Here is a 24,434-nt window from a genome sequence, read left to right on the forward strand (position 1 = left end):
GACGGTATTTTCCTGAAGGGAGCATTTTGAATAAATATAATCCTATAGAATAATGGCTAAAGCGAATCAGGGTAAACCTGTTAAAGAAATTATTGCTGTACCTGCAGATGCACCTGTCTGGATTTTTAGTTTACTGACAGATTTTGATGTCGCCTTGTTTATTTCCGGCAAACACTTCCGTTTGTATGAAAAAATGGGAGCACATCTTTTGACACTGAACAATACTGAAGGAACTTATTTTTCAGTATGGGCTCCAAATGCACAGGATGTTTATGTTACCGGAGATTTTAACCAGTGGAACGCTACAGCTCACCGCTTGTATAAGAGGCTTGATGAATCAGGAATCTGGGAAGGTTTTATTCCTTCGGTAGGGAAAGGAACAGTTTATAAATACTTTATCAAGGGATTTGATGGGAAAAATTACGAAAAAGGAGATCCTTTTGCTACCCGGTGGGAACATCCCCCTCAGACGGCTTCTGTAGTCTGGGATACAGTGTATAAATGGAAAGATAAAGCATGGCTTAAAAAACGTCCGGTTTTAAACGCTCTTGATCAGCCAATTTCTGTCTATGAAGTCCATCTGGGATCCTGGCAGCGTGATCCTTCAGAACCCGATCGTATTCTAACCTATAAAGAAATAGCGAATAGCCTTGTTCCTTATGTACTGGAAATGGGCTTTACCCATGTAGAGCTGATGCCCATTATGGAATATCCTTATTATCCTTCCTGGGGTTATCAGATTACAGGGTATTATGCAGCGAGCTCCAGACATGGTACTCCACAGGAACTGATGTATCTGATTGAACAGTTTCACCAAAATAATATTGCTGTGATACTGGACTGGGTACCTTCACATTTTCCGGGAGATGCACATGGATTGTTCCATTTTGACGGAACGCATTTATATGAGCATGCCGATATGCGTAAAGGCTTTCATCCGGACTGGAAATCATATATCTTCAATTATGACAGAAATGAAGTCAGATCTTTTCTGATCAGTAATGCCATGTACTGGCTGGATCAGTTCCATGCTGATGGCCTGCGTGTTGATGCTGTGGCTTCGATGTTGTATTTTAACTTTTCGAGAAAAGCAGGTGATGCGGCAACCAATCAGTATGGAGGTTCAGAGAATCTGGGCGCAATACAGTTTCTTAAAGACCTGAATGAATCTGTTTACAGTAATTTTAAAGGTGTACAAACCATTGCAGAAGAAAGCAGTACCTATCCTGGTGTAACTCATCCTGTAACAGAAGGCGGACTGGGTTTTGGTATGAAGTGGATGATGGGATGGATGAACGATACGCTTAAATACTTTAAAACTGATCCGATTGACAGAAAGTATAATCATCATCAGCTTACCTTTAGTATTACCTATGCCTTTTCAGAAAAGTTTATGCTTCCTTTTTCTCATGATGAAGTAGTACATGGCAAGTCATCCATGATTTATAAAATGCCAGGCGACGAGTGGAGAAAACATGCTAATCTGCGTCTTTTATATGCTTATATGTTTACCCAGCCGGGAACTAAACTTCTTTTTATGGGGAACGAGTTTGCACAGAACGGAGAATGGAATTTTACCAGATCTCTGGACTGGGATTTACTGCGTTATAAAGCTCATTCAGGGATGCAGAATTATGTTAAAGCACTTAATAAGCTATACCGTACGGAACCTGGTTTATATAATTTTAACTTTTCTCCTGAAGGATTCGAATGGATCAGTGCCGATGACAGCAATCATTCAATCTATGTATATACCCGTAAGGGACATAAAGCTAAGGATACACTGATTGTGATTCTGAATATGACGCCGGTTTACAGACAGAACTATAGAATCGGATTACCATTTAAAGCTTCGTGGAAAGAAATTTTCAATAGTGACGCTACTGAGTTTTTTGGTAGCGGTAAACTCAATGAGCAGGACTTTATGCCTGAAGCTGTCCGGGCAAATGGAAGAGAATATTCTATGACGATCAATATTGCACCTCTGGGAGCAATGGTACTGAAAACAGTTTAGCAGATGGAAACCAGGATAGAAACAGAAAGACTGATCCTCAGAGAATATCAGGAGGCGGATTGGGAAGCAGTGCACGAGTATGCAAAACTCGAAGAAATTTTAATCTATGAAAACTGGGGTCCGAACAGTGAAGCTGATACTATAGAGTTTATTGAAACTGTGATGGAGTCCCGGAATGCTATCCCCAGGGTTAGTTTTGAATTAGCCATCATCTTAAAAGAAGAAGAGATGCTGATTGGTGGATGTGGTTTCAGATTTGATACAGCCGAAAAATCCAAAGGAAATCTGGGTTATATTATAAACCCGGCATACTGGAGAAGCGGATACGCTACAGAAGCGACCAAAGCTTTAATTGAATTTGCTGCCGGGAAGTTAAACGTGAAAACTGTAGAAGCTACCTGTGATGTTTTAAACCTTGCTTCGCAGGCTGTCCTGAAAAAATGTGGTTTCTTTCGTGTAAAGCTGATTAAAAAGGATATTGAGATGAAGGGGAGGTTCAGGGATACCTTTGTTTATGAAAAAAACACTTGAAATTAAAAGGGACATGCCGTTGCGGGCACGTCCCTTTTAATTTATAACTTTATTTTTCTCCACCAGAGCATAAAACCGGTAATTGATAATAAACCCGGTAGCAGACCGATCAGAACATATAAAATCTTTACCGGGACACCACCGAAATTCCCGGTATGTAAAGGGAAAAATGTTGCCTCTGTTTTATCCCACAGACTTTTTTCACTAAACATTTTTATTGCTGTCAGCTGGCCATTGACAGCATCAAAAGAGACAGAATTCCCACCCTGAAATAATGGACTCTGATCTTTTAATGTACCGGTGACTTTGAAATCACTTCCAGGCTGTGCTGGCAGATAAACACTTTGTGGGATTAAAGCCGGTAATTTTTGATAAGCCTGATTTAAAAGCCCCTCCAGTGACTGTTTAGCTAAAGTATTTGCCGGGCAGGGGATGGTTTGTTTCTGCCAGTACTGATAGTCAAAGGCGAACATATTCATCCAGAAGCCTGTGAAAAATATGATCAGGTTAAACGCAAGTGTCCATACACCAACCACACGATGTAAACCAGAAGCTATCGTATTCCGGTTTTTCCATCTGATACCTACCCGGAATGTCAATACCTTCCAAATATATTTCCGGTAAATAATCAGACCGGTCAATATCGAAATCAACATGGTTATACCGAATATAGCAGCCATTAAAAGTCCGGGTAGACCTAACTGAAAACTCCAGTGGAATTGTATCAGCCAGTGCATAAAACCAGTATTGAAGTCTTTTAAATTTCCATCTCTCAACACCCGACCGGTATATGGATTCATACTAACCATACCCAGGTCATAGGTGCTGATTTTACCATCATTCTGGTATAACCTGAATTCATAAGCCCTGTCTGGAGCAGCAACCGGATTGAGCCAGGCTATCCCTTTGATATTTGGGTGGCTGCGGGTGATTTTAAGATAAAAACTATCCAGTGGTAAACGTTTACCTGCAGGTTTTACAGTTAAGAGCTCAGCATGTACGGCCTGATCTATTTCTTTCAGAAAGACAAGGCCTGATCCGCTTATTCCCAATAAAAGCAAAAACACACCAAGTAATTAAACCCAGCCAGCTATGTATGGAGAAAACCAGAACACGTGTTAAATTTAACTTTTTCATTGAATCAGGTAACTTATCCCCAATCTGTAATTCAACGGATCACCTAAACCACCAGTCACTGTACCTGACCGGCTGCCAGTGAAATAACGTTTGTCAGTTAAATTATAAGCGTTGAGCTGAATATTGTATTTTCCTCTGCGGTAGTTCAATGCAGCATCAAAAACTGTATAAGACGGGAACACAAAATTCTGATTACTAATCTGACCTACCTGGTCACTCACATATCTTACTCCGGCCGCGGCGCCCAATCCTTTAACCACGCCTTTTGCGACATTATATTTTAACCATAAACTGGCTATATGTTTTGGCGCATTATTAAAGCGATCGCCTTTTTTACCAAAAGTACTGGTAGTGAGAATCACATGGTCATTGTAGGCATAACCAGCTATGATATTGAAATTCTGAATAGTCCCTGTTGCGGAAAACTCTATACCATTGCTTCTGGTCCCTTTAAGAGCCTCCTGGCGATGAGAATTCTCTTCGGTGGGAGCTGAGGCAAGAATGTTTGCATACCTGATCTGATAAAGCGCAACACTGGTAGAAAGTGCGTTGTTAAAGAAGTCTCCTTTATAGCCAATTTCATATTGTGTGGCTCTGCGGGTAGGAAAAGGGCCGCCAGATAGAACGTTATTAGACGTTTGCGGATTAAATGATTTTAAAAAGCTGGCATATACTGAAATATGAGCAGCAGGTAAATAAACCAGTCCGGCACGCGGAATAAACCCGGAGGCCTGCAGTTCATCACCCTGTTTATTGTCTCTTGCCGAAAGCGGGGTTTCTTTTGCATTGTAAGAATCATAACGTAGAGATAGTAAAGCTTTTAATTTTTCGCCCAGGCTGATCTGATCCTGAACATATACACCGATAAGATTGGTAATTCTTTTATTATCATCCGATTCCTGTGCTTTAACAGATTCAGCAGGCGGATCATTACTGTAATCAGGGTTAAAAATAGAGATACGTGTTGCGGGTTTGTACTGATAATCATTTTTAGTCCATCCATAACGATTATAATCAACCCCTGTAATCATATTATGCTTTAAGGAGCCTGTATTGGTCTGATAAGCTAAGTAAGCGGTTGTCTGTAAGCTAAAGCGGCTGGTTTCCCAGTCCTGATAACCACGGCTGATAGAGTCATTTCTGATTTTTCCTACCGGGATGTGATCGGTATAGTCCAGTTTACTATTTACTGCCCGGTGAACAGCAGTCAGTTTAAGCCGGTCACTGAACTGATGATTAAAAGTCAGTGTAGCTGAGACATTGTCTGTTTTTCCGTAGTCTGAAGGACTCTGTACAGTCAGGTTATTCGGATAATAATTAAAGTCAAAAGTTCCGTCCGGGTTGGTACGGATATAAGTACCATTATCATATTGCTGATTTGTTTTCTGATGCGCATAATTGATCTCTAAATTCAAATCAGTCTGATCAGAGAACAGGTAGGTTAGCGATGGAGCAATAAAGATGTTCTCTTTATCCTGATAATCTCTGAAGCTTTTTGATTTGTCATAACCAATAATAGCCCGGTAAAGCAATTTTTTGTTTTTGGACAAAGGGCCTGTTAAATCAGCAGATAAACGCCTGAAATCCCAGCTCCCTACAGATAAATCAAATTCATATCTCTCTTTTGCAAGCGGTTTCTTGGTTACGAAATTGATCACTCCTCCCGGAGAACCTTCACTGAATAATGCTCCTGATGGCCCCCTCAGTAATTCTACATTTTCAATATTATAAAGTAAAGGCTGCTGGCTCCATAAGTATAGATTTCCGCGGATTCCGTTATACAACAGAAAGCTGGCATCCGTAGGAGAGTAAGCTGTAAAACCGCGGATGCTAAAAGAACCGCTGCCATTATTGGCTTTCATACCCGTAAAGGAGTTTGAAATTTCGTTCAGTGTAAATGCCTGGCGGTCTTTGATGACCTGATTAGAGACTATCTGAACAGACTGAGGCGTGGTTAACAGTGGAATATCCATTCTGGTAGACGTGCTGGAGTTCTTTACCTTATAATGGTTTCTGGCTCCGCTGATGGCAACCTCATTCAGCTCCTGTCTGCTTTTTGAGAGTTGAAAATTGAGTCTTAGCTTTTTTCCTGCTTCAATGATGATATTCTGTCTTTTGGCAGTATAACCGATATTGGAAACTATCAGAATATAAGTTCCGGCAGGGACATTTTTGAAGCTGAAATTTCCATTTGCATCAGTTGTTGTTTTAAGCGTTGTATTTTGGAACACGACATTGGCGTCAGGAATAGGCTCGTTGTCAAAAGAAATAATATTACCATGTAAAGAACCTGAAGGAGATTGAGCCGAAAGTCTGTGAAAAGGAAAAAATAGTAATATGATAAGGAAAACCTTGATTTTCATGTTTATTTATAGATTGCGATTTGGGATAAGCTGAATGCTTTTATCAAATCATATTGCATAATATGTATAGATGATCAGCTATTATAAGCCGGTCATATGCCCTGCCGGAAAGGCAAAGCATAGGTATTACCTGTAAAAGATATGCGTATGCAGAAAATCAGCATAATCATAGCTCAGTGAATGCTGACAGCATGAACGAATCTTATGCTGGTCAGATGTTATACCTTGAAATTTAAGCTAAATGACCTTGTGGTGGTTTGAAAATATCGTTATGGAACGAAGAAGGTTTGAAATGCAGATAGAATCTGTTGAAGCTATCTTTTTGTCCGGTTAAAGGAACACCGGTAAATTTAAGTCTGTTCAGTTTGCAGAAAAATAATACGTTCGTGTTCTCCTGATTCTGATTTCTTTGCTTTTGCTCATTCTCTTCGGCCTGTTTTAGTTTTTTAGCTAAAATACAGCGCCCGTTACAATGCATTTCAGGTCTGTTTTTATTCTCACAAAGGACTGTTGAAATATAACGCTCATTCATTTTAAAAGATACCGTTACCCACAATTTGTTAAAGGATTGCGAGGCAATGATAAACAGTAATAAAATACAGAGTGATCTTTTCAATGGATATGCTTTGAATATGGCGCAAATGTAAGATTTTTTTGCCAGTAGGGGAATAAACAGTTAAAACTTGTGGTTTAGAAGGGAATTGTAATTGTACTTTTCGGGTGTAATGTTGTCCGTTTCGGTGGTAAAATACTTTCGCGCTTCCGGCTAACTCGGCATTTTCGCATAAAAATCCGGTAAATGAAAGTTCCATTATTATTGTTGTCATTAGTTCAGCTTACAATCTCTGTTTCTGCTCAGGATTCTCTTTTAAACAGGAAACCAGTTCAGGAAAGTTACCCCATCCTTAAATTGGTCACTATTCAAAAGGAATATTACGGGGATTCTGATTATAAATTACTTTCCAAAGGAGAGGAGCGGAAAGGAGAGGGGGAGTTCTCAGGCCAGCGGCTCAGGATTTTTGCGGCTTTTCCTGTTTATACCAAAAATAAACTGGTACTGTCAGCTGGCGGAACCTATACCAGAAGTTCATTTTCGTATTATAGCAAGGAAACCTCAGACGGGCTTTATAACAGAGGAAAAACGGCTAAAGATGATTTTGATGCTATGTTTTCTGCAGGATATCGCGGTGTCTTATGGAACAAGCCTGTTTTTTATAATGCAAACCTGGTACTGGGCAGTTCAAATTTTTTTAATATTAAAAAACTAAGCGGAAGTCTTTCCTCTTCACTGATTCTGAAACAGAATGCTTCAACACTTTCGATTATCGGCCTCTATGTGAATCTTGAAAAATCTACTATAGTCCCATTTTTTCCAATGTATTCTTACTGGCATAAATTCTCTGGCAGTTTATGGGAGATGGATATGGTGCTTCCGCAAAAGCTGATTGCAAGAAGATCGGGCGTATTGGGTGGCTGGTTCAGTACTGGTGTTGAACTGACAGGTAATTCTTTTTTTTTAAAGCAGGATGCTGAAGGACCGTATAAAGCAGGTAATTACGAATGGATATCCAATGAAATCAACAGCTATGCCGGATATGAACATCTGCTGGGGAAAACTTTTCTGCTGGGAATTAAAGGTGGATATAGAAATACACTTACTACTCGTTTGATTAAGGTGAATGAGAGCTTTAATGACTATAAATCCAGAACTAAAATAGCTTCCACATTTTTTAATATGAATATATCCTATGTAATACCCAACAGTAAGCTGAGCGCTCCAAAGAAAAAATAAATGAAAGATCCTTTTTCTATCCTGACTATATTTGCCACGATGAAGACAAAGCTTCCGATTAAGAATTTATTAAAAGTAAGCTGTAGTTTTTCTCTGGCTATAAGCCTGTTCCTGTTCAGTTCTTCCTCTATGGAAGGAGAGACTATGGAGGGAGCATCATGCAGATCAATTATGTTTTTCTTCCTGATGATGTTTATCAGTATAGGTAATACAGGTTTGCTTGTCATTTTGAAAGAAAAGAACCGTGTTGGCGGACGTAATTGTACAGCCTGGTTCTATGTGTCCAGTTTTGTGATGAGTACACTGATTATGTGGATTATGTACGCTTTTCAAATGTATCTGATTCAGCAGGGGATCTCTGCAAGAACACTGGGCATTAAAGTTAAAGGAGATATTATTTATCTGTATACTGCAGTGCAGGGGCTGTTTGTCAATAGTGTATTGCTGCTGTTGCAAAATTTCATTATTGTTCAGGATGCGAATAATAAAGCACAACTGGAAAACTCCAGGTTAAATGCGGCTAGTTCAGAAGCTGCTTATCAGTTACTACAGCAGCAGATTCAGCCTCATTTCTTATTTAATGCTCTTAATATTCTTAAATCGTTAATCAAAAAGAGTCCTGCCAGAGCAGAAGATTACCTGCAGCGGTTATCAGACTTTTTGCGGGTTTCGGTATCCGGAAATAAAAGAGGACTCGCAACACTCCATGATGAAGTGAAATTAGGGATAGATTATCTGGAAATGCAGAAGGTCAGATTTGGGGAAGCGCTGCGGTTTTCTTTTGACACCACAAAATCAGAGGGTCTGCTGCCTGTTTTCTCTTTGCAGCCTCTTCTCGAAAATGCAATTAAGCATAATGAACTGACTGATGCAGATCCGCTTACCATAGAAATAAAACAAACTGGAAACTGGATCAGTGTAGCCAATAATATTAAGCTGAGGTCAGTGACCGAACACTCTACCGGAAGCGGCTTAGCTAATCTTGCTGAAAGATATAAACTGTTATCAGGGGATGATATTGAAATCAAAGATGATGGTAAAGTCTTTTCAGTGAGTTTAAAAATTTTAGATAATGAAGATCGTAATTATAGAAGATGAAAAGTTAACGGCTGAAGATCTCGCTGATGTGATTTTGAAATTGCAGCCCGACGCGCAGCTGGTTGCTTTTCTCAGATCTGTAAAAGAAGCCGTGGAATATTTTGAAAGAGGGCCTGTACCTGATTTAATCTTTAGTGATATACAATTAGGTGATGGGGTGAGCTTTGATGTTTTTAAAACCGTCAACGTTGCTGCACCTATTATTTTTTGCACTGCTTATGATGAGTATGCGATGAATGCTTTCAAGACCAACGGTATTGATTATATTCTAAAGCCATTTACTGAAGTTTCCATTGCACAGGCTTTAAACAAATACCATTCTTTACGCAGAGGATTCTCTCCTGAAAGAATAACCTATGATGCTATTTTTGATCATTTTGTAAGTAAGATGCCACCAAAGACATCTTCTATATTAGTGAGCTATAAGGATAAAATCATTCCTGTCAAAACTGATCATATCGCTTTGTTCTATATCGCCAATGAGGAAACCAGTCTGCTGACTTTTGATCATAAAACCTATGTGCTGAATAAGAATCTGGAAGAGCTTGAAAAACTATCGGGTGATGATTTTTTCAGAGTAAACCGTCAGTATCTTGTGAACCGGAAAGCTGTAAAAGATGCAGCACATTTTTTTTCCCGTAAGCTGGTGATTAACCTGTCTGTTTCGTTCAGGGATCCTATTACCATCAGTAAGGAAAAAACGCCTCAGTTTCTGGATTGGCTGGCCAGGAAGTAATTGATTATATAATGATTTTACCGGCAAATTAGGACTATTCACCGCCTATTTTGTGCGGTTCAGCTTGTAATCCCTATAAATATCGAACCTTATGTCACATCTTTATCTTAGAGATTATTCTCCTGTGGCAGATTAGAATTTACAGGTTTTGTCTCCTGATATTTTTTATAAATCTTGAACTATTTAATTATAAGTGATGAACATTATTATTTTTAAAACATCAGTCCAGGACAATGATGATCTGGAGTGTTTAAGGCCAGAATTAAATGCCTTCCTTGGAGAGAAGAACTGGACTTTTGATTTAGAAGATGTCGATAAGATTCTCAGAGTTGTGAGCCCTGTACTTTGCACTATTGCAGTGGAACAGCTCTTACTGGAGCAAGGGTTTTTATGTATAGAGATGCCCTATTCTCTGGATGAATTTAAAGTTTAAAACAGGATTAACAAAAGCCTGGAAGGTATAAAAACTGGAAGGTATAGAAAAACGAAAGGGATGTTCCATCCGAAACATCCCTGTTCTAACCAAATATAAACCTGTATGAACGGGTTTTATTTTAAGTTTCCGTAGTATTCTACGAATTTTGCTAATGCTGAAGAATAGCCCCATTCGTTATCATACCATGAAACTACTTTTACGAAGTTGTCATTTAATGCGATACCTGCATTTGCATCAAAGATAGAAGCGTGATCATCACCGATAAAGTCAGATGAAACAACCTCATCTTCAGTGTAACCTAAAACTCCTTTTAATTCACCAAGAGAAGCAGCTTTCATTGCATCTTTGATTTGCTGATAAGTAGCTGGTTTTTCCAGACGTACAGTTAAATCTACTACTGATACATCAGCAACCGGTACACGGAAAGCCATACCAGTCAATTTACCTTTAAGTGCAGGAATAACTTTAGTTACTGCTTTTGCAGCACCTGTAGCAGAAGGAATGATGTTAGAGAAACCACCACGTCCGCCTCTCCAGTCTTTCGCAGAAGGACCATCAACAGTTTTCTGTGTTGCTGTTACAGCGTGTACAGTACTCATTAATCCTTCAGCAATACCCCAGTTATCGTGTAATACCTTAGCGATTGGTGCAAGACAGTTAGTTGTACATGAAGCATTAGAAACAACAGTCTGATCTGCTGTTAACTTGTCATGATTTACACCCATTACATAAGTAGGGATAGAATCATCTTTGGCCGGAGCAGAAAGAACAACTCTTTTTGCACCTGCAGCAAGATGTTTTTCAGCATCAGCCTGAGTTAAGAATAACCCTGTAGACTCAATAACAGTTTCAACACCTACTTCATTCCATTTTAAGTTTGCAGGATCTCTCTCCGCAGTAATACGGATTGTTTTTCCATTAACTACTAAATGTCCGTCAACTACTTCAATAGTTCCATCAAAACGACCATGTGTAGAATCGTATTTTAACATGTAAGCCATATAATCCGGCTCAACAAGATCATTAATTGCAACTATGTCTAAACCTCTTTTTAAAGCAGCTCTGAAAACCAGTCTGCCGATACGGCCAAAACCGTTTATTCCAATTTTTGTCATTATTATTAATTTGAATAGTAATTAAGTAAATTATATATTGGTTCTTTGGTAATCGTTGTAATTTCAATACCGTTTTTCTTTGCTACCGCACGCAAACGATCCTGAAAGTTTCCTGCCACTATCCCTACAAAATGAACTTCTTCACCAGGATGAAGTTTGATGGTCGGTAACAGGTAAGTATCTATATAACGCTGAAAAGCATTATCCAGTAACTGTTGTATATATTCATGTTCCCTGTTTTCTATAAAGAAATCCAGGAAAGAGCTCAGAAACTGCTGAGCCATAGTTTTTTTATAAACTTTATCCAGTATTTCTGATCTGCTCAGATCATATTTTTTACTGAATTTTGCCATCAGGTCTGCCGGAAGTTTTTCCTGCAGATAATACTTCAGGACCATTTTACCCAGGTAGGTTGCAGAACCTTCATCACTAAGGATAAAACCAAGGCCATAATTATTTGGTTCGGGCTTACTGCCATCAAAGTATGCACAGTTTGCTCCGCTTCCTAAAATGCCTACAATACCACTTTTATTAAAACATGCAGCTATAGCAGCACCATACAGGTCATCCTGAACAGTAATTTTACTATGTTTAAAGAACATCTCTAAAGAGGCCACCAATTCATTTCTGCGGTCTAAAGAAGTTGCTCCGGCAGCAAAAACATGAATCTTTTTGATCTGCTCTGCATTGTTGATTAAAATAGTTTTTTTATTAAGCTGTTGTAATAACGATTTCTGGTCTACGAAAAATGGATTTATGCCAGGCATGCTGCATTCTGCAATGGTTTTGCCATCTTTAGCTATTTTCCATAGCGCCGTTTTTGAGCCGCTGTATACTACCGCTATCATGTTAAATGGATAAAACTTTAGTCATTTCCAAAAGATCACTTTCTAATTTAAAACTATGTTCTGTCAGCGCTTCGTCCAGACTGGTCAGCTTAATATCGTTTCCTCTTAATCCAACCATTTGCTGAGTGTTGCCTTTCAGCAATTCATTTACGGCTGCATATCCTAAACGACTACCTAAGATCCTGTCAAAACTACTTGGACTTCCACCACGCTGCAGGTGTCCTAAGATAGTCACCTTTGTATCATAATGGTTGAACTTTTCTTTAACATGTTTGGCAATGTCATAGGCACCACCCTGTTTATGTCCTTCAGATACAATTACAATACTGGAAGACTTCTTTGTTGCTGCTCCGGCTTCAAGCTGTTTGATCAGCTCGTCCAGGCTTGTTGCTCTCTCAGGCAGTAATACAGCTTCAGCTCCGCAGGCAATAGCACTTCTTAAAGCGATACAACCTGAGTCGCGGCCCATTACCTCAACAAAGAATAAACGGTCGTGTGAATCAGCGGTATCCCTGATTTTATCTATGGCTTCGATGACTGTGTTAATGGCAGTATCATAGCCCAATGTAAAATCGGATCCGTATAAATCATTGTCAATAGTACCGGGAATGGCAATTACATTAATCTGGTGTCTTTGCGCAAAACGACGGGCTCCGGTAAAAGTACCATCACCACCAATAACAACCAGTGCATCTATCTGATGCAGCTTGAGGTTTTCATACGCAAGGTCCATACCTTCGTCAGTTTTAAACTCTAAGCAACGTGCCGTTTTGAGTACGGTTCCACCTAAATGGATAATGTTGCTCACTGAACGGGCATCCATAGGAATAATATTATTCGTTATTAATCCCTGATAACCTTGCAAAACTCCAAACATATTTATACCATTGTAAATACCGGTACGTACAACTGCTCTTATGCATGCGTTCATCCCGGGAGCGTCACCCCCAGATGTCAATACAGCGATATTTTTGATATTTGGTTTCATGTGTTTATATATACGAATATACCGTGTAGATATTACACTAAGTAATTTATTTTGATTTATTTTATGTAAATCGCAAACAAGTATATTAATTTGCTTTAGTTTTTAAAAATTTAATGTTTTGAAAGAAGTCTTACCACAGCTTACTTCCACCTTCTCGATAGATTGTGTTTTGTTCGGATTTGATGAAGGAGAATTAAAAGTTCTTTTGATTGAAAGGAATGAAGAACCTTTTAAAGATTGGTGGGCCCTTCCCGGATATCTTGTAAACGAGAACGAAAGTTTAGATCAGTCAGCGGCGCGTATTCTGCACGAACTAACTGGTATAGAGAATGTTTATATGGAACAGTTCTATACTTTTGGTGATGTCGGCCGCCACCCTCAGGGGAGAATTATATCAGTAGCTTATTATGCAATGTTGCGTTTGGGGGGCGATAAAGCCCTTAAACCAATCAGCAATTATGCTAAACAGGCACATTGGATTAATGTCAAAGAGCTGCCTCCTCTGGCTTTTGATCATCAGAAAATATTTGATCAGGGGCTTGAAAAGATCAAAAGGAGGATCAAACATCAGCCTATAGCATTTGAATTACTGCCTGAAAAATTCACATTAACGCAATTGCAGAATGTGTATGAAGTTATTTTGGGCAAAAAACTTGACAAAAGAAATTTCAGGAAAAAAATGCTCAGCTTCAACGTTTTAAAAGACCTGAATGAGAAACAGAAAGGAGTGTCTTTTAGGGCAGCCACGCTGTACCGTTTTGATAAAAGAAAATATGGAAAGTTATTTGGAAAAGAAATCTCTTTTTAAAAGGACAAGATAAATCAATGCATAAAAAAAACCGGTTATTTATAACCGGTTTTTTTTATGCATTGATTTCCTTTTTATCTCAGACTTCTTGCTGGTTGCATATGGTAATCAACAAGATCATCTATAGGAGAACGGATAATTTTACCTACACCCATTTCGTATCTGTCAGCAACAATGCTCAGGATATCTCTGAAGCTATAGCCTACAGAACCCACACAGTTTAAGGTATAGTCTTTATAATTAGGATAGTGAATAACCAGGTTCTCAAAAAATGCGGTGAAAGCATATTCTACAGTAGAGAATGCATAGTCCTCGTAGTTATCTTTGAAGTCATATAAGAACTTGCTGAATCCTGCGCAAAAACGGTTTGGAAGCGGCTTATTATAGATGTGGTCAAAGATATCTTCGTTAGTCAGTGCAAAATTATCATAGAAACTTTCTCTCAGTCCTTTTGGCATATAACCTTTCATGTAATCACCAAGAATGCGTTTACCGATGTAACATCCGCTACCTTCATCACCAAGGAAATAACCTAAAGAATCAATGTTTAAAGAAATGTCGCTTCCATCATAAAGACATGAATTCGTACCTGTACCCAGGATAGCAGCGAAACCAGGTTCATCACCTAATAATGCTCTGCACGAAGCCAGTAAATCATGTCCGATAAAGATGATTGCATTAGGGAAAATCTGTCCCATAGCATCTGATACAATTTTTTTATTTGCATCAGTTGAACAGCCTGCGCCGTAATAATATACTTCTGTTAGCTTATCTGCTTCTAAATGATCCGGTAAGGATTTTTTTAAAGATTCAACGATATAATCTGTACTTGAAAAATACGGATTGTAACCTTCAGTGTTAAAATGAATTTTTCTACCAGCTTCATTAATTAAGCACCAATTGGTTTTGGTTGAACCACCATCTGCAATAACTATCATCTTAATTCGTTTTTTTTGGGGTAAAAGTAAATATTCCTGACAACTTGTTTTTTTCCATTTTCGGTCTTTTTTAATGGTCTGTTTATGGTCCTTTTTGCCCGTTCAGTTTTTGTTTGCCTGATACCGGCGTTTATCTCTGTATTTATTTTTTAATTTTAGTGTTATTCCCTGTATTTGCCTTCTTTTATCCCCCTCAATTTAATTATCTTTTTCTTGTGCCTCTTTGTAAAGTGCAAGTATTCAGGCTGTAAGCCTCGGTAATTAAGATATTGTTAAATTAACACTAAGATAAAATTACACTAGTTATTTTAAATTCCAAATTTTAATATTTTATCATAGCAGATAAAGGTCACAATATTCTTTTAAAATACCCAATCATTCAATTTTAAATCACTCATAACGAGCAAATAAAGAATTTAATGTTGTATTTCATTACCACACGAATAAAAATACTTTGATGTGAACTGTAATTGTGATAATTTCACCATTAACCATTACAGGAAGCACATAAAAATGAAATTGTGTGTTATCCTGCACTATTCCATGCAAAAAAAAATAGATTTTAGAAGTGATACTGTAACGATGCCTACTGCAGATATGATCTCTGCAATGATGATGGCAAAAGTTGGTGATGATGTATACGGGGAAGATGAAACTGTTGCTGAACTTGAAAACAAGCTATCTGTACTCTTTAATATGGAAGCCGGATTATTTTGTCCTTCGGGGACCATGACCAATCAGATAGCGATTAAGTGTTTTACCCAGCCTATGGATGAGGTAATTTGTGATCAGACCGCACATGTTTACCGTTATGAGGGTGGTGGTATTGCATTTCATTCTTCTGCTTCAGTAAGGCTGCTTAACGGACCAAGAGGAATTCTTACTCCGGAAATGATTGCCCCGGAAATTAATGAAGATAATATCCATTATCCTAATTCCAGTTTAGTGGTATTGGAAAATACAGTAAATAAAGGAGGTGGAGCCTGTTATACACTGGAGCAGATCGCACCGATAGCAGAACTCTGCAGGAGCCGGGGTTTAAAAGTCCATCTGGACGGTGCAAGAATTTTTAATGCGCTGGTCAGAACAGGGGATCAGGCCGGAGATTACGGTCAGTATTTTGACGGAATTTCAATATGTCTTTCTAAAGGACTGGGCGCGCCGGTGGGTTCAGTACTGCTGGGTACAAAAGCTACTATTCGTCAGGCAAAAAAGATCCGTAAAGCATTTGGTGGTGGCATGCGCCAGGCAGGTTTTCTTGCTGCTGCAGGGATTTATGCGCTGGACCATCATGTAACCAGGCTTGCAGAAGATCATTTGCATGCGCAGCTTCTGGCAGATGCTCTGGAAGAAGCCGTGTTTGTAGAATCAGTAATGCCAGTAGAAACGAATATTGTTATTTTTAAAATAGCAGCAGGTTATACTGCTGCGGGTATACTGGACAGTCTAAATACCAGTGGTATTTTATGTGGTGCTTTTGGCCCGGATACTTTGAGATTTGTTACTCACCTCAATACAGATGCCGGTCAGATTGCAAGGGCCATTCAGCTGATCAAAGAACTTAAACCATAATAATTCTATTATATAAAGATTAATATGAAGAAGATTTTAATTGCCAACAGGGGCGAGATTGCATTGCGTATCATGCGTTCTGCAAAAGAAATGGGCATATTGACTGTCGCTGTATTTTCTGAAGCCGACAGAGAAGCCCTTCACGTACGTTATGCAGACGAAGCTATTTTTATTGGCCCTGCACCTGCAAGCCAGTCTTATCTGGTAGGACAAAAGATTATAGACGCCTGTATAACCACAGGTGCTGAAGCTATACATCCTGGATATGGATTCTTATCAGAAAACGCCGAATTTGCCAGGATGGTGAAAGATGCCGGACTGATTCTAATAGGGCCTTCACCAGAAGCGATGGCAACAATGGGCAATAAATTATCTGCTAAAGCTGCCGCATTGAAATATCATATTCCTATGGTTCCCGGAACCGAAGAAGCCATTACTGATATAGAAGAAGCTAAACGCAGGGCACAGGAAGTTGGCTTTCCGATTCTGATTAAGGCTGCCGCAGGCGGAGGAGGAAAAGGGATGCGTATTGTAGAAGAACTGGCTGTTTTTGAAGAGCAGATGCAGCTGGCGGTAAGTGAAGCCAAATCCGCATTTGGTGATGGAGCAGTTTTTATAGAAAGATATGTTTCATCACCCAGACATATCGAAATACAGGTATTGGGAGATAATCATGGAAATATAGTTCATCTTTTTGAAAGAGAATGCTCTATTCAGCGAAGACATCAGAAGGTCATTGAAGAAGCACCTTCCAGTGTGCTCACTCCTGAAATCAGAGAGAAAATGGGTAAATGTGCTGTAGACGTTGCCAGATCTGTTAATTATACCGGAGCAGGTACTGTAGAGTTTATTTTAGATGAAAACCTGGATTTCTTTTTTCTGGAAATGAATACCCGTTTGCAGGTAGAACATCCGGTTACAGAATTAATTACCGGGCTTGATCTGGTTAAAGAACAGATTAAAATAGCCAGGGGCGAGAAATTGAGCTATAGCCAGGAGGATTTAAAAATTAACGGACATGCCGTGGAACTCAGAGTTTATGCAGAAGATCCGCAGCATAATTTCCTTCCGGACATTGGCATATTAAAGACTTACCGCACGCCAAAAGGGAATGGAGTCAGAGTAGATGATGGATTTGAACAGGGGATGGAAATTCCTGTTTACTATGATCCAATGATTGCCAAGCTGATTACCTATGGTGCAAACCGGGAGGAAGCTATTTCCAGAATGAGCCGTGCGATTTCAGAATATGACATTACAGGCATTCAAACTACTTTGAACTTTGGTAAATTTGTCATGGGACATGAGGCTTTTACTTCCGGAAATTTTGATACCCATTTCGTAAGTAAATATTTTAACCCACAGGACAGGGAAAAAACAGAAGAAGATGAAGCCCTTATTGCGGCTATAGTTGCACTGAAAAACCTGAAGAAGAAAAAAAGCACTGCAGTAACAGAAACGGCAGGCGGGACAACCAGTAACTGGCTTAAAAACCGGACAAAATATTAGAATTTATGTTTACAGGCATTATTGAAACACTAGGAACAGTTAAAGAGATCAGAGTAGAAGGAACAAACATTCATTATACAATTGAATCTGCGCTTAGTCACGAATTGAAAATTGATCAGAGTGTATCGCATAACGGCGTATGTCTGACAGTAGTAGCAATTAATGAGCGTACCCATACGGTTACTGCAATCCAGGAGACCCTGGAGAAAAGTAATATGCAGCACCTGACCGAAGGAATGAAGGTGAATCTGGAAAGATGTATGCAGATGAATGGCCGTCTTGACGGGCATATAGTTCAGGGACATGTGGACCAGACGGCTGTATGTGTACGGAGAGAAGAACTTGATGGGAGCTGGGAGTACCGTTTTAAATACGATAGCAGTAAGGGAAATGTAACTGTGGAAAAAGGATCTGTATCGGTAAATGGAATTAGTCTTACCGTAGTCAATTCTGCTGAAGATGAATTCTCTGTGTTTATCATTCCATATACTTTTGAACATACCAATTTACAGGAAGTAAATACCGGAGATACAGTGAATCTTGAGTTTGATATTATAGGTAAATATGTAGCCCGCTTAATCAATAAATAAACAGAATTCAAATCTATGGCAAGGTAATTGGTTGATATTGACTGTAAATATTTACATCATAATTTAAAATACAATTATATGGATACCTTAAAGAAGTTTGAATTGATGGAGAAAATTGTAAGAGAATTAGAAGACTTACAGCATTCACAACAGGCAATTATTCAAAAGATAGGAAAAATTGAAGTTGATAATATTGAGTTAAGTGACAAAAAACTGGATAAAGATTTACCGGATATGCATCAACGGGTTGCTGATAACTTAGATACCATTGTAGAGATACTGGCATATTTTGCAGATAAAACTCAGAATTTCGGAAATAAAAATAATGTTGATGCGCTGAAAGAAAGGCAAATCATTAATGATGCAACCAAAGGATAGTCAATAAATTGATTGCATTACCAGAAGGGACTGTTCTGAAAAGAATGGTCCCTTTTTTATACTGCCGGATTCAGGTTTTTACAAAGACCGTCTGGGAATCTGAAGTTTGAAGGTAGTTCCTTTACCCAGCTCACTTTCGATATGAATACTGCCTTCATTTCTGGCCATAAAGTCCCAGCAGACCATCAGTCCTATTCCTGTTCCTTTTTCATTCTGTGTTCCTCTGCTGGAGAAGTTCTCTCCCTTAAATATCTTTTGAATATTTTCAAAGGCGATACCAACACCGTTATCCTGAATATTCAGTCCTATATAATCGGGATTTAAATAAGTAGCAGAAATATTGATCCTGCAGTTCTCATGACAGAATTTGATCGCATTGATAATCAGATTTCTGATCACGATCTGCATCATCAGCAGGTCGGCATGGGCAGTCAGATCATCAGCCAGCTGCTGGATAATTTCTATTTTTTTTCCTGTAGCTGCTTTAAGATGATAATTGACTTCCGTATTGATCAGATTTTTCAGATCAAAAAGATCCTTATTGATTCCATATCCTTTAAGCTGGCTTCTTGACCAGTGCAGGATATTTTCCAGGAGGTCTGTTGTATAAGAAATATCTTTGGTAAGCGTAGGAGAGAGGTCTTTAAACTCTTCAGCACTTATCGTATCATCAGAAGTCATTTTTAGTACTTCTGCAAGATTTAACAGCGGGCCTCTCAGATCATGTGCCATAATAGAGAATATTCTGTCCTTTAACTGGTTCAGCTTTTGCAGCTCTTCTGCCTGGCGTTTGGATTTCAGTGCTTCCTGTCTGACATTGGTTAAATCCTGTAGCTTGATAATGGTTGCATTACGGTTTAACTTATTCTCGTTTAAAAAGCAGATATCAGCTTCCAGATCAAATACACCATTAGCTGTATGCACGAGTAATTCTACTTTTCCGGATTCCTGATGATTGAGCAGATCCAGGAGTTCTGGCTGATATTGCAGTAATTCATTAATGTCTTTACCTATGATTTTATCAGAATGATACACACTGATGTATTTTTTGAATGCAGAGTTGTAATCTATAACCCGGTTCCGGTAATCCAGTACGATAAATCCATCCTGCATCAGCTCCAGAACCTTTTCTCTGGCAACCGGCAGGACACTCAGAAATTTAAACCGGTAAATGGCAATAAAGATCAGGAAAGTGGAGAGCTGAAAAGCAAAAGGAGTAATATCCAGATTGGGTATAGGTCTTAATCCTACCAGATAAGAGAAGTTTGCCAGCCATGGAATCATGGCTGCGGTTAGGATAACCTGGTTTTGTTTTTTATAAATCCGGTCAGAATTTCTGAATTTCCTGATCAGGAAATAATTCCCTACAATAAGCAGGGTATAGAAATAACCGATAAAAAAATAAAAAGCTATCCCCGGCATAATCTTGAGCATCGGGAAGCTGCCACTGTAATCTACACTAAGCATCTTATAATGCAGATGATGCACATGATTGGTCCATACCAGTATCAGTGAAAGTATCGGAACAGCAGTGATCAATAATTGATTGCCTGTTTTTTTTAACCATTCTTCTTTTCCCGAAAGATCCATGCAGAACAAAAACCAGTAAAAAGGGACTGCAACAATTCCTATGTACTCGATGTTGATCAGGAATTTCATTTGGCTCAGCGTGGTGCTTGCCAGTTCAAAACCATAAGCCAGAGACCAGATCGAATTGGATAACATCAGGTATCCGACCCAGCGGACTGTCCCCTTTTCATTACTCAGTATGTAACTTGAAAGAAGAAGAGTGATGATGCCGGAAATAATCAGGCTTAATGCATAGAGGTTAAAATCAAAATCCATTAGAATACTGATTGTTGCATGTGGTTTGAGGGCATCAACAAATCTATGAAATAAGGCCCGATTAATTTAAATTGACGTAATTTAGTTTGCAAAAAAAATATTCCTAATTTTACTCAATATAAAACAGCTGATGTTTTATTAAAATTGATAAATAAACAAATAAAAATTTATGAAAAAAATAATCCTATTCTCATTGTTTATCTGCTTTAGTGCAGTTGCCTTCGGCCAGATATTACCAACTTTTCAGTTTGGTGTAAAAGGAGGAGCCAATCTTTCTAAACTAAGCAGTCATAACACATTCAGCAGTGATAACTCAGCTGGTTACTATGCGGGTGTTTGGGCAAGAATCGGTGCAGCTGGCATACACTTCCAGCCAGAGCTTTATTTGTCGGGTAAAAACACAAAGATGACCAGTAACGATCCTGCAAGTGTTGGTCAGGAAAACAAAGTTAAATTTACAAGTCTTGATGTACCATTGTTAATTGGAACCAAGATTGGTGCTGCCGGTATTGGCGTGCGTTTAAATACAGGTCCTGTAGTTTCATTTATCCTGGATGATAAACAATCCCTTGGAGATGCAACAGGTAATATTTTTAGAGGTGACTTTAAAAAACAGGCTGTAGCATGGCAATTTGGTGCTGGTGTTGATATTGGTAAATTAGGTGTAGATCTTAGATACGAAGCTGGTATTACAAAGCTGGGAAAACAAAACTATGATGGTCAGAGACTGAACTTATTTACCTTGGGACTTGCGTTAAGACTGTTCTAAAAATCAGTGCTGTAAAATATGACATAAAGGGGTGAGCCATGCAGGCTTACCCCTTTATTTTTGGCTTTAAATTTGCAGAGGTAATCTTCCCTAACCTTAAATCCTTCAGCTATGAGTATCAAAGAGTTATTATTGAATGGAACAAGCTTTTTATTGCTAATGAAAGAGTATGCTATCGACATCGCCGATATTAAAATTAAGGACGAAGATGTAATAGCTGACCAATTTTTGCAACACCCCGAGGTCAGTAAGGAGAGTATTTGTATCGAAGGGAAAAATAAAGATGGAATAATTAATTTTTTTGGCACCCTTCATTATAACCTTCTGAATAAATTAGCAGTCTTTGAGATGCATGGCTTTGAGCGGACGGCAATGCAGGAACTGACTTAGGATGGTTTTAAAACCTCTTTGATTTCATAATTAAACGCACCTTTAACGGGACGTATGGGAGTCTCTTTGGCATCACTCAGTATCTTTACAAAACAAGCCCCGAAATAAAAAATAAAAGAAGAGTAGAATACAAAAAGCATAATCAGAACAATAGATCCTGATGCCCCATAAATGTTGCCTATATTACTCATCGGCAGGGCGATACGTAGAATGTATTTCCCTAAGGTGAAAAGTATGCCTGTCAGGATACCCCCTCTGACAGAAGATTTCCAGGTAGGCCTTCCATTAGTGAGAAATCTGAATAAAACACTAAACCAGGTAGTTACAATAGCAATAAACAGGAGTTGATTTAGTATACTTAAAAAGACATGACCAAAAGTCGGTGCAGCAGTATTGATGTACACGCCTATAAATGCCTGGATACTGTCCGTAAGCAATCCTACAAAGAAAAGTATACCTGCCACCAGAATAATCGCCATAGACCTTGCTCTTATTTTTAGTTTAAACAGGAAGCTGGTCTTATCTTTTATCCCGATAGACCAGATCTGATCCATGGAGTTTTTAATCACTGCAAAAAGTGTGGTAGCAACAAAAAGAAAAAAGATGAAACTGAGCAGGGTGGCATACCATTCATGATCCATCCCCCTGATATTTCTTAGGGTCTGCCTGATCTGCTGAGTACTGCTGTCATCCAGTAATGTGCCCAGGCGTTCAAAAATTCTGTTAACCAGTGTTTTCCGGTCTATAAAAAAACCAAACAGGCGGATCAGAATTAATAAGATGGGTGGCAAAGCAAAATTTGCAAAGAAGGCAGTCGCTCCCGCAAGTCTTAAAGGGTCATTCTTTTGAAACAGTTTAAATGCTTTCCGAAAATGCACGGTAAAAATATGAACGTTCTGGATAGTATTGTTAAACATGCCTCTCTGGTTGCCGGTGAAGCCCGAAAGTACTTATTTTTTCCGAATGAAAAGATATAAAAAAAGATTGGTGGTAAGAAAAAACACAGACTACTGTGCTTTTATACCAGGGAGATCCCGTGGGAGACCCTAAGGCCTTCCCACGAGGTATACCTGGTTTTTTAAGAACAATTTAGCTAAACACACCACATAATTAACTAAACAACACCCCATATAGTTGAGACACTATACAAGTAACACACCATATGTCATTACCCTGAATGATAATGATTGATATGGATAAATATTTTATAAACAGGGTGATTAAATCACCCTGAATTTTTCATGTCAGACAAAGTCAGATAACTCGTCCTGGTATAAGACGCTTAAAAAAGGAAAGCCCCTATGCGCTTATGATATTTATTTTAAAAAAAATGTGCTTATGTGATGAAATTACTCCTTACCCCCTCAGACAAGGTATTACTGACAACGCACAGCACATTTTCTTTTATAGATTTCCTCTTAATTCCTGTTCGCGTTCCAATGACTCAAACAAAGCTTTAAAGTTTCCTGCACCAAAAGACTGCGCACCTTTTCTTTGAATAATCTCAAAAAATAAGGTAGGACGATCCTGAACAGGTTTAGTGAAAATTTGCAGTAAATAACCTTCTTCGTCATAATCTACTAAAATTCCCAGTTCCTGCAGCGGAGCGATGTCCTCATCAATTTTTCCAACACGTTCCAGTAAAGTATCATAATAGGCTTTTGGCGGAGCACTTAAGAACTCTACACCACGCAATTTCATTTCTCTTACTGTTTTGATGATATCATGAGTAGCTACTGCAATATGCTGTACGCCCTCACCCTCATAAAATTCCAGGTATTCTTCGATCTGTGATTTCTTTTTACCTTCAGCAGGTTCGTTGATCGGGAATTTTACGTAACCATTTTTGTTACTCATCACTTTACTCATTAAAGCAGAGTATTCTGTGTTGATCTGTTTGTCATCAAAAGAAAGGATGTTTTTAAAGCCCATCACATCTTCATACCACTTTACAGCTTCATTCATTCTGTTCCACCCAACATTTCCTACGCAGTGGTCAATATATAAAAGACCAGTGCTACCTGGGGTGTAGCCACCTTCAACCGCAACATAACCAGGCATAAATGCACCTTTATAGTTTTTACGTTCTACAAATAAGTGGACAGTTTCGCCATAAGTATAAATACCTGCAGTGCGCACTTCTCCGAATTCATCAGTCAGGGTTTTAGGCTCCTGATAGGATACCGCACCACGTTTAACGGTTTCTTCATAAGATTTGTAGGCATCATCTACCCATAGGGCAAGGATCTTAACCCCATCACCATGTTTTTTGATATGCTCTGCGATTAAACCTTCTGAGTTCATCGGGGTGGTCAGTACCAATCTGATTTTTCCCTGTTGTAATACATAGGAAGCCCTGTCTCTCAGGCCGGTTTCTGGTCCCGCATACGCCACAGTTTCAAAACCAAAGGCTGTTTTATAGAAGTGTGCAGATTGTTTGGCATTACCTACATAAAGCTCAAGATGGTCTGTGCCATTAAGCGGCAGGAAATCACGTACTTCTGTGTCTTTTTCTACAACTAGTGTTTGCATGTCTTGTTTTTTTATTTTAAAAAAATGTATTTGGGTATAAGGTTA

The 24,434-nt window shown here is 38.8% G+C and carries 23 protein-coding genes; 13 read left to right on the forward strand and 10 right to left on the reverse strand.

Going from position 1 to position 24,434, the window contains the following annotated elements; all coding sequences use genetic code 11:
• Positions 1 to 52 precede the first annotated feature (52 nt).
• Both glgB and PL_RS20615 read left to right on the forward strand, forming a co-directional pair.
• Positions 53 to 2,014, forward strand: a complete 1,962-nt coding sequence (gene glgB, locus PL_RS20610; RefSeq protein WP_041883339.1) for a 1,4-alpha-glucan branching protein GlgB — start codon at positions 53 to 55, stop codon at positions 2,012 to 2,014.
• 3 nt (positions 2,015 to 2,017) lie between these two features.
• A complete protein-coding gene (locus PL_RS20615) occupies positions 2,018 to 2,545 on the forward strand; it encodes a GNAT family N-acetyltransferase (RefSeq protein ID WP_052496401.1) in 528 nt (175 codons plus the stop codon).
• Positions 2,546 to 2,586: 41 nt separating this feature from the next.
• Here the strand turns inward: PL_RS20615 and PL_RS20620 are convergent, their stop codons facing one another.
• The 3 genes from PL_RS20620 to PL_RS20630 form a co-directional block, all read right to left on the reverse strand.
• Positions 2,587 to 3,612 (reverse strand): PepSY-associated TM helix domain-containing protein, encoded by a 1,026-nt coding sequence (locus PL_RS20620; protein ID WP_235324569.1) that lies wholly within the window; start codon positions 3,610 to 3,612, stop codon positions 2,587 to 2,589.
• A 66-nt stretch (positions 3,613 to 3,678) separates the two neighbouring features.
• Positions 3,679 to 6,045, reverse strand: coding sequence for a TonB-dependent receptor (locus PL_RS20625; protein WP_041883341.1), 2,367 nt, complete (start codon positions 6,043 to 6,045; stop codon positions 3,679 to 3,681).
• 232 nt (positions 6,046 to 6,277) lie between these two features.
• Positions 6,278 to 6,661, reverse strand: a complete 384-nt coding sequence (locus tag PL_RS20630) for a hypothetical protein (RefSeq protein WP_052496402.1) — start codon at positions 6,659 to 6,661, stop codon at positions 6,278 to 6,280.
• A gap of 183 nt (positions 6,662 to 6,844) precedes the next feature.
• Between PL_RS20630 and PL_RS20635 the strand changes: the two genes are divergently transcribed.
• From PL_RS20635 to PL_RS20650, 4 genes are all read left to right on the forward strand, one after another.
• Positions 6,845 to 7,837, forward strand: coding sequence for a hypothetical protein (locus PL_RS20635; RefSeq protein WP_348620271.1), 993 nt, complete (start codon positions 6,845 to 6,847; stop codon positions 7,835 to 7,837).
• A complete protein-coding gene (locus tag PL_RS20640; RefSeq protein ID WP_082035971.1) occupies positions 7,838 to 8,935 on the forward strand; it encodes a sensor histidine kinase in 1,098 nt (365 codons plus the stop codon). It abuts the gene before it with no gap.
• Complete coding sequence (locus PL_RS20645; RefSeq protein WP_041883344.1) at positions 8,910 to 9,671, forward strand: LytR/AlgR family response regulator transcription factor; 762 nt, start codon at positions 8,910 to 8,912, stop codon at positions 9,669 to 9,671. Before PL_RS20640 ends, PL_RS20645 begins: the two co-directional genes overlap by 26 nt.
• A 196-nt stretch (positions 9,672 to 9,867) precedes the next feature.
• Positions 9,868 to 10,104, forward strand: coding sequence for a hypothetical protein (locus PL_RS20650; RefSeq protein WP_041883345.1), 237 nt, complete (start codon positions 9,868 to 9,870; stop codon positions 10,102 to 10,104).
• A gap of 116 nt (positions 10,105 to 10,220) precedes the next feature.
• Here the strand turns inward: PL_RS20650 and gap are convergent, their stop codons facing one another.
• The 3 genes from gap to pfkA are packed head-to-tail and all read right to left on the reverse strand — an operon-like array spanning position 10,221 to position 13,058.
• Positions 10,221 to 11,222, reverse strand: coding sequence for a type I glyceraldehyde-3-phosphate dehydrogenase (gene gap, locus PL_RS20655; protein ID WP_041883346.1), 1,002 nt, complete (start codon positions 11,220 to 11,222; stop codon positions 10,221 to 10,223).
• 5 nt (positions 11,223 to 11,227) lie between these two features.
• The gene (locus PL_RS20660; protein WP_041883347.1) at positions 11,228 to 12,070 is read right to left on the reverse strand and encodes a hypothetical protein; all 843 of its coding nucleotides are present in this window, start codon (positions 12,068 to 12,070) and stop codon (positions 11,228 to 11,230) included.
• Position 12,071: 1 nt separating this feature from the next.
• Entirely contained in the window at positions 12,072 to 13,058 is a 987-nt protein-coding gene (gene pfkA / locus PL_RS20665; RefSeq protein WP_041883349.1) for a 6-phosphofructokinase, read from the reverse strand.
• A 118-nt stretch (positions 13,059 to 13,176) separates the two neighbouring features.
• On the opposite strand from pfkA, the gene PL_RS20670 reads away from it, so the two are divergent.
• Complete coding sequence (locus PL_RS20670) at positions 13,177 to 13,866, forward strand: NUDIX hydrolase (protein WP_041883350.1); 690 nt, start codon at positions 13,177 to 13,179, stop codon at positions 13,864 to 13,866.
• 74 nt (positions 13,867 to 13,940) lie between these two features.
• Here the strand turns inward: PL_RS20670 and PL_RS20675 are convergent, their stop codons facing one another.
• Positions 13,941 to 14,804: an N-acetylglucosamine kinase gene (locus tag PL_RS20675; RefSeq protein ID WP_041885366.1), complete on the reverse strand. Its 864-nt coding sequence runs from the start codon at positions 14,802 to 14,804 to the stop codon at positions 13,941 to 13,943.
• A gap of 543 nt (positions 14,805 to 15,347) precedes the next feature.
• Between PL_RS20675 and PL_RS20680 the strand changes: the two genes are divergently transcribed.
• The 4 genes from PL_RS20680 to PL_RS20695 all read left to right on the forward strand — a co-directional run bounded on the left by PL_RS20680 (position 15,348) and on the right by PL_RS20695 (position 18,853).
• Positions 15,348 to 16,376, forward strand: coding sequence for a threonine aldolase family protein (locus PL_RS20680; RefSeq protein WP_041885369.1), 1,029 nt, complete (start codon positions 15,348 to 15,350; stop codon positions 16,374 to 16,376).
• Between the two features lie 24 nt (positions 16,377 to 16,400).
• The gene (gene accC, locus PL_RS20685) at positions 16,401 to 17,885 is read left to right on the forward strand and encodes an acetyl-CoA carboxylase biotin carboxylase subunit (protein ID WP_041885371.1); all 1,485 of its coding nucleotides are present in this window, start codon (positions 16,401 to 16,403) and stop codon (positions 17,883 to 17,885) included.
• 5 nt (positions 17,886 to 17,890) lie between these two features.
• Positions 17,891 to 18,475, forward strand: a complete 585-nt coding sequence (locus PL_RS20690) for a riboflavin synthase (protein WP_041885374.1) — start codon at positions 17,891 to 17,893, stop codon at positions 18,473 to 18,475.
• Positions 18,476 to 18,553: 78 nt separating this feature from the next.
• Positions 18,554 to 18,853, forward strand: coding sequence for a hypothetical protein (locus PL_RS20695; RefSeq protein WP_041885377.1), 300 nt, complete (start codon positions 18,554 to 18,556; stop codon positions 18,851 to 18,853).
• Positions 18,854 to 18,931: 78 nt separating this feature from the next.
• Here PL_RS20695 and PL_RS20700 read toward each other — a convergent pair whose 3' ends face one another.
• The gene (locus PL_RS20700) at positions 18,932 to 20,698 is read right to left on the reverse strand and encodes a sensor histidine kinase (protein WP_041885380.1); all 1,767 of its coding nucleotides are present in this window, start codon (positions 20,696 to 20,698) and stop codon (positions 18,932 to 18,934) included.
• A 169-nt stretch (positions 20,699 to 20,867) separates the two neighbouring features.
• Between PL_RS20700 and PL_RS20705 the strand changes: the two genes are divergently transcribed.
• Together PL_RS20705 and PL_RS20710 are read left to right on the forward strand one after the other, a co-directional pair.
• A complete protein-coding gene (locus PL_RS20705) occupies positions 20,868 to 21,467 on the forward strand; it encodes a porin family protein (protein WP_041885383.1) in 600 nt (199 codons plus the stop codon).
• A gap of 111 nt (positions 21,468 to 21,578) precedes the next feature.
• A complete protein-coding gene (locus PL_RS20710; RefSeq protein ID WP_041885386.1) occupies positions 21,579 to 21,857 on the forward strand; it encodes a hypothetical protein in 279 nt (92 codons plus the stop codon).
• On the opposite strand, the gene PL_RS20715 is transcribed toward PL_RS20710, so the two are convergent.
• Both PL_RS20715 and hppD read right to left on the reverse strand, forming a co-directional pair.
• Positions 21,854 to 22,774: a YihY/virulence factor BrkB family protein gene (locus PL_RS20715; RefSeq protein WP_041885390.1), complete on the reverse strand. Its 921-nt coding sequence runs from the start codon at positions 22,772 to 22,774 to the stop codon at positions 21,854 to 21,856. The two genes, PL_RS20710 and PL_RS20715, sit on opposite strands and share 4 nt — an antisense overlap.
• A 487-nt stretch (positions 22,775 to 23,261) precedes the next feature.
• Positions 23,262 to 24,389, reverse strand: coding sequence for a 4-hydroxyphenylpyruvate dioxygenase (hppD, locus tag PL_RS20720; protein WP_041885392.1), 1,128 nt, complete (start codon positions 24,387 to 24,389; stop codon positions 23,262 to 23,264).
• Positions 24,390 to 24,434: the final 45 nt, after the last annotated feature.

Origin of the sequence: Pedobacter lusitanus (assembly GCF_040026395.1) — a bacterium.
Classification (GTDB): domain Bacteria; phylum Bacteroidota; class Bacteroidia; order Sphingobacteriales; family Sphingobacteriaceae; genus Pedobacter; species Pedobacter lusitanus.

Excerpts from the sequence above, each read along its gene's own strand:
- PL_RS20660 (WP_041883347.1), bottom strand. The coding sequence starts at position 12,070 with ATGATAGCGGTAGTATACAGCGGCTCAAAAACGGCGCTATGGAAAATA.
- PL_RS20700 (WP_041885380.1), bottom strand. The coding sequence starts at position 20,698 with ATGGATTTTGATTTTAACCTCTATGCATTAAGCCTGATTATTTCCGGC.
- PL_RS20710 (WP_041885386.1), top strand. The coding sequence starts at position 21,579 with ATGAGTATCAAAGAGTTATTATTGAATGGAACAAGCTTTTTATTGCTA.
- PL_RS20690 (WP_041885374.1), top strand. The coding sequence starts at position 17,891 with ATGTTTACAGGCATTATTGAAACACTAGGAACAGTTAAAGAGATCAGA.
- glgB (WP_041883339.1), top strand. The coding sequence starts at position 53 with ATGGCTAAAGCGAATCAGGGTAAACCTGTTAAAGAAATTATTGCTGTA.
- PL_RS20695 (WP_041885377.1), top strand. The coding sequence starts at position 18,554 with ATGGATACCTTAAAGAAGTTTGAATTGATGGAGAAAATTGTAAGAGAA.
- hppD (WP_041885392.1), bottom strand. The coding sequence starts at position 24,389 with ATGCAAACACTAGTTGTAGAAAAAGACACAGAAGTACGTGATTTCCTG.
- PL_RS20625 (WP_041883341.1), bottom strand. The coding sequence starts at position 6,045 with ATGAAAATCAAGGTTTTCCTTATCATATTACTATTTTTTCCTTTTCAC.
- PL_RS20645 (WP_041883344.1), top strand. The coding sequence starts at position 8,910 with ATGAAGATCGTAATTATAGAAGATGAAAAGTTAACGGCTGAAGATCTC.
- PL_RS20615 (WP_052496401.1), top strand. The coding sequence starts at position 2,018 with ATGGAAACCAGGATAGAAACAGAAAGACTGATCCTCAGAGAATATCAG.
- PL_RS20705 (WP_041885383.1), top strand. The coding sequence starts at position 20,868 with ATGAAAAAAATAATCCTATTCTCATTGTTTATCTGCTTTAGTGCAGTT.
- PL_RS20715 (WP_041885390.1), bottom strand. The coding sequence starts at position 22,774 with ATGTTTAACAATACTATCCAGAACGTTCATATTTTTACCGTGCATTTT.
- accC (WP_041885371.1), top strand. The coding sequence starts at position 16,401 with ATGAAGAAGATTTTAATTGCCAACAGGGGCGAGATTGCATTGCGTATC.
- PL_RS20675 (WP_041885366.1), bottom strand. The coding sequence starts at position 14,804 with ATGATAGTTATTGCAGATGGTGGTTCAACCAAAACCAATTGGTGCTTA.
- PL_RS20635 (WP_348620271.1), top strand. The coding sequence starts at position 6,845 with ATGAAAGTTCCATTATTATTGTTGTCATTAGTTCAGCTTACAATCTCT.
- PL_RS20640 (WP_082035971.1), top strand. The coding sequence starts at position 7,838 with ATGAAAGATCCTTTTTCTATCCTGACTATATTTGCCACGATGAAGACA.
- PL_RS20650 (WP_041883345.1), top strand. The coding sequence starts at position 9,868 with ATGAACATTATTATTTTTAAAACATCAGTCCAGGACAATGATGATCTG.
- PL_RS20680 (WP_041885369.1), top strand. The coding sequence starts at position 15,348 with ATGCAAAAAAAAATAGATTTTAGAAGTGATACTGTAACGATGCCTACT.
- gap (WP_041883346.1), bottom strand. The coding sequence starts at position 11,222 with ATGACAAAAATTGGAATAAACGGTTTTGGCCGTATCGGCAGACTGGTT.
- pfkA (WP_041883349.1), bottom strand. The coding sequence starts at position 13,058 with ATGAAACCAAATATCAAAAATATCGCTGTATTGACATCTGGGGGTGAC.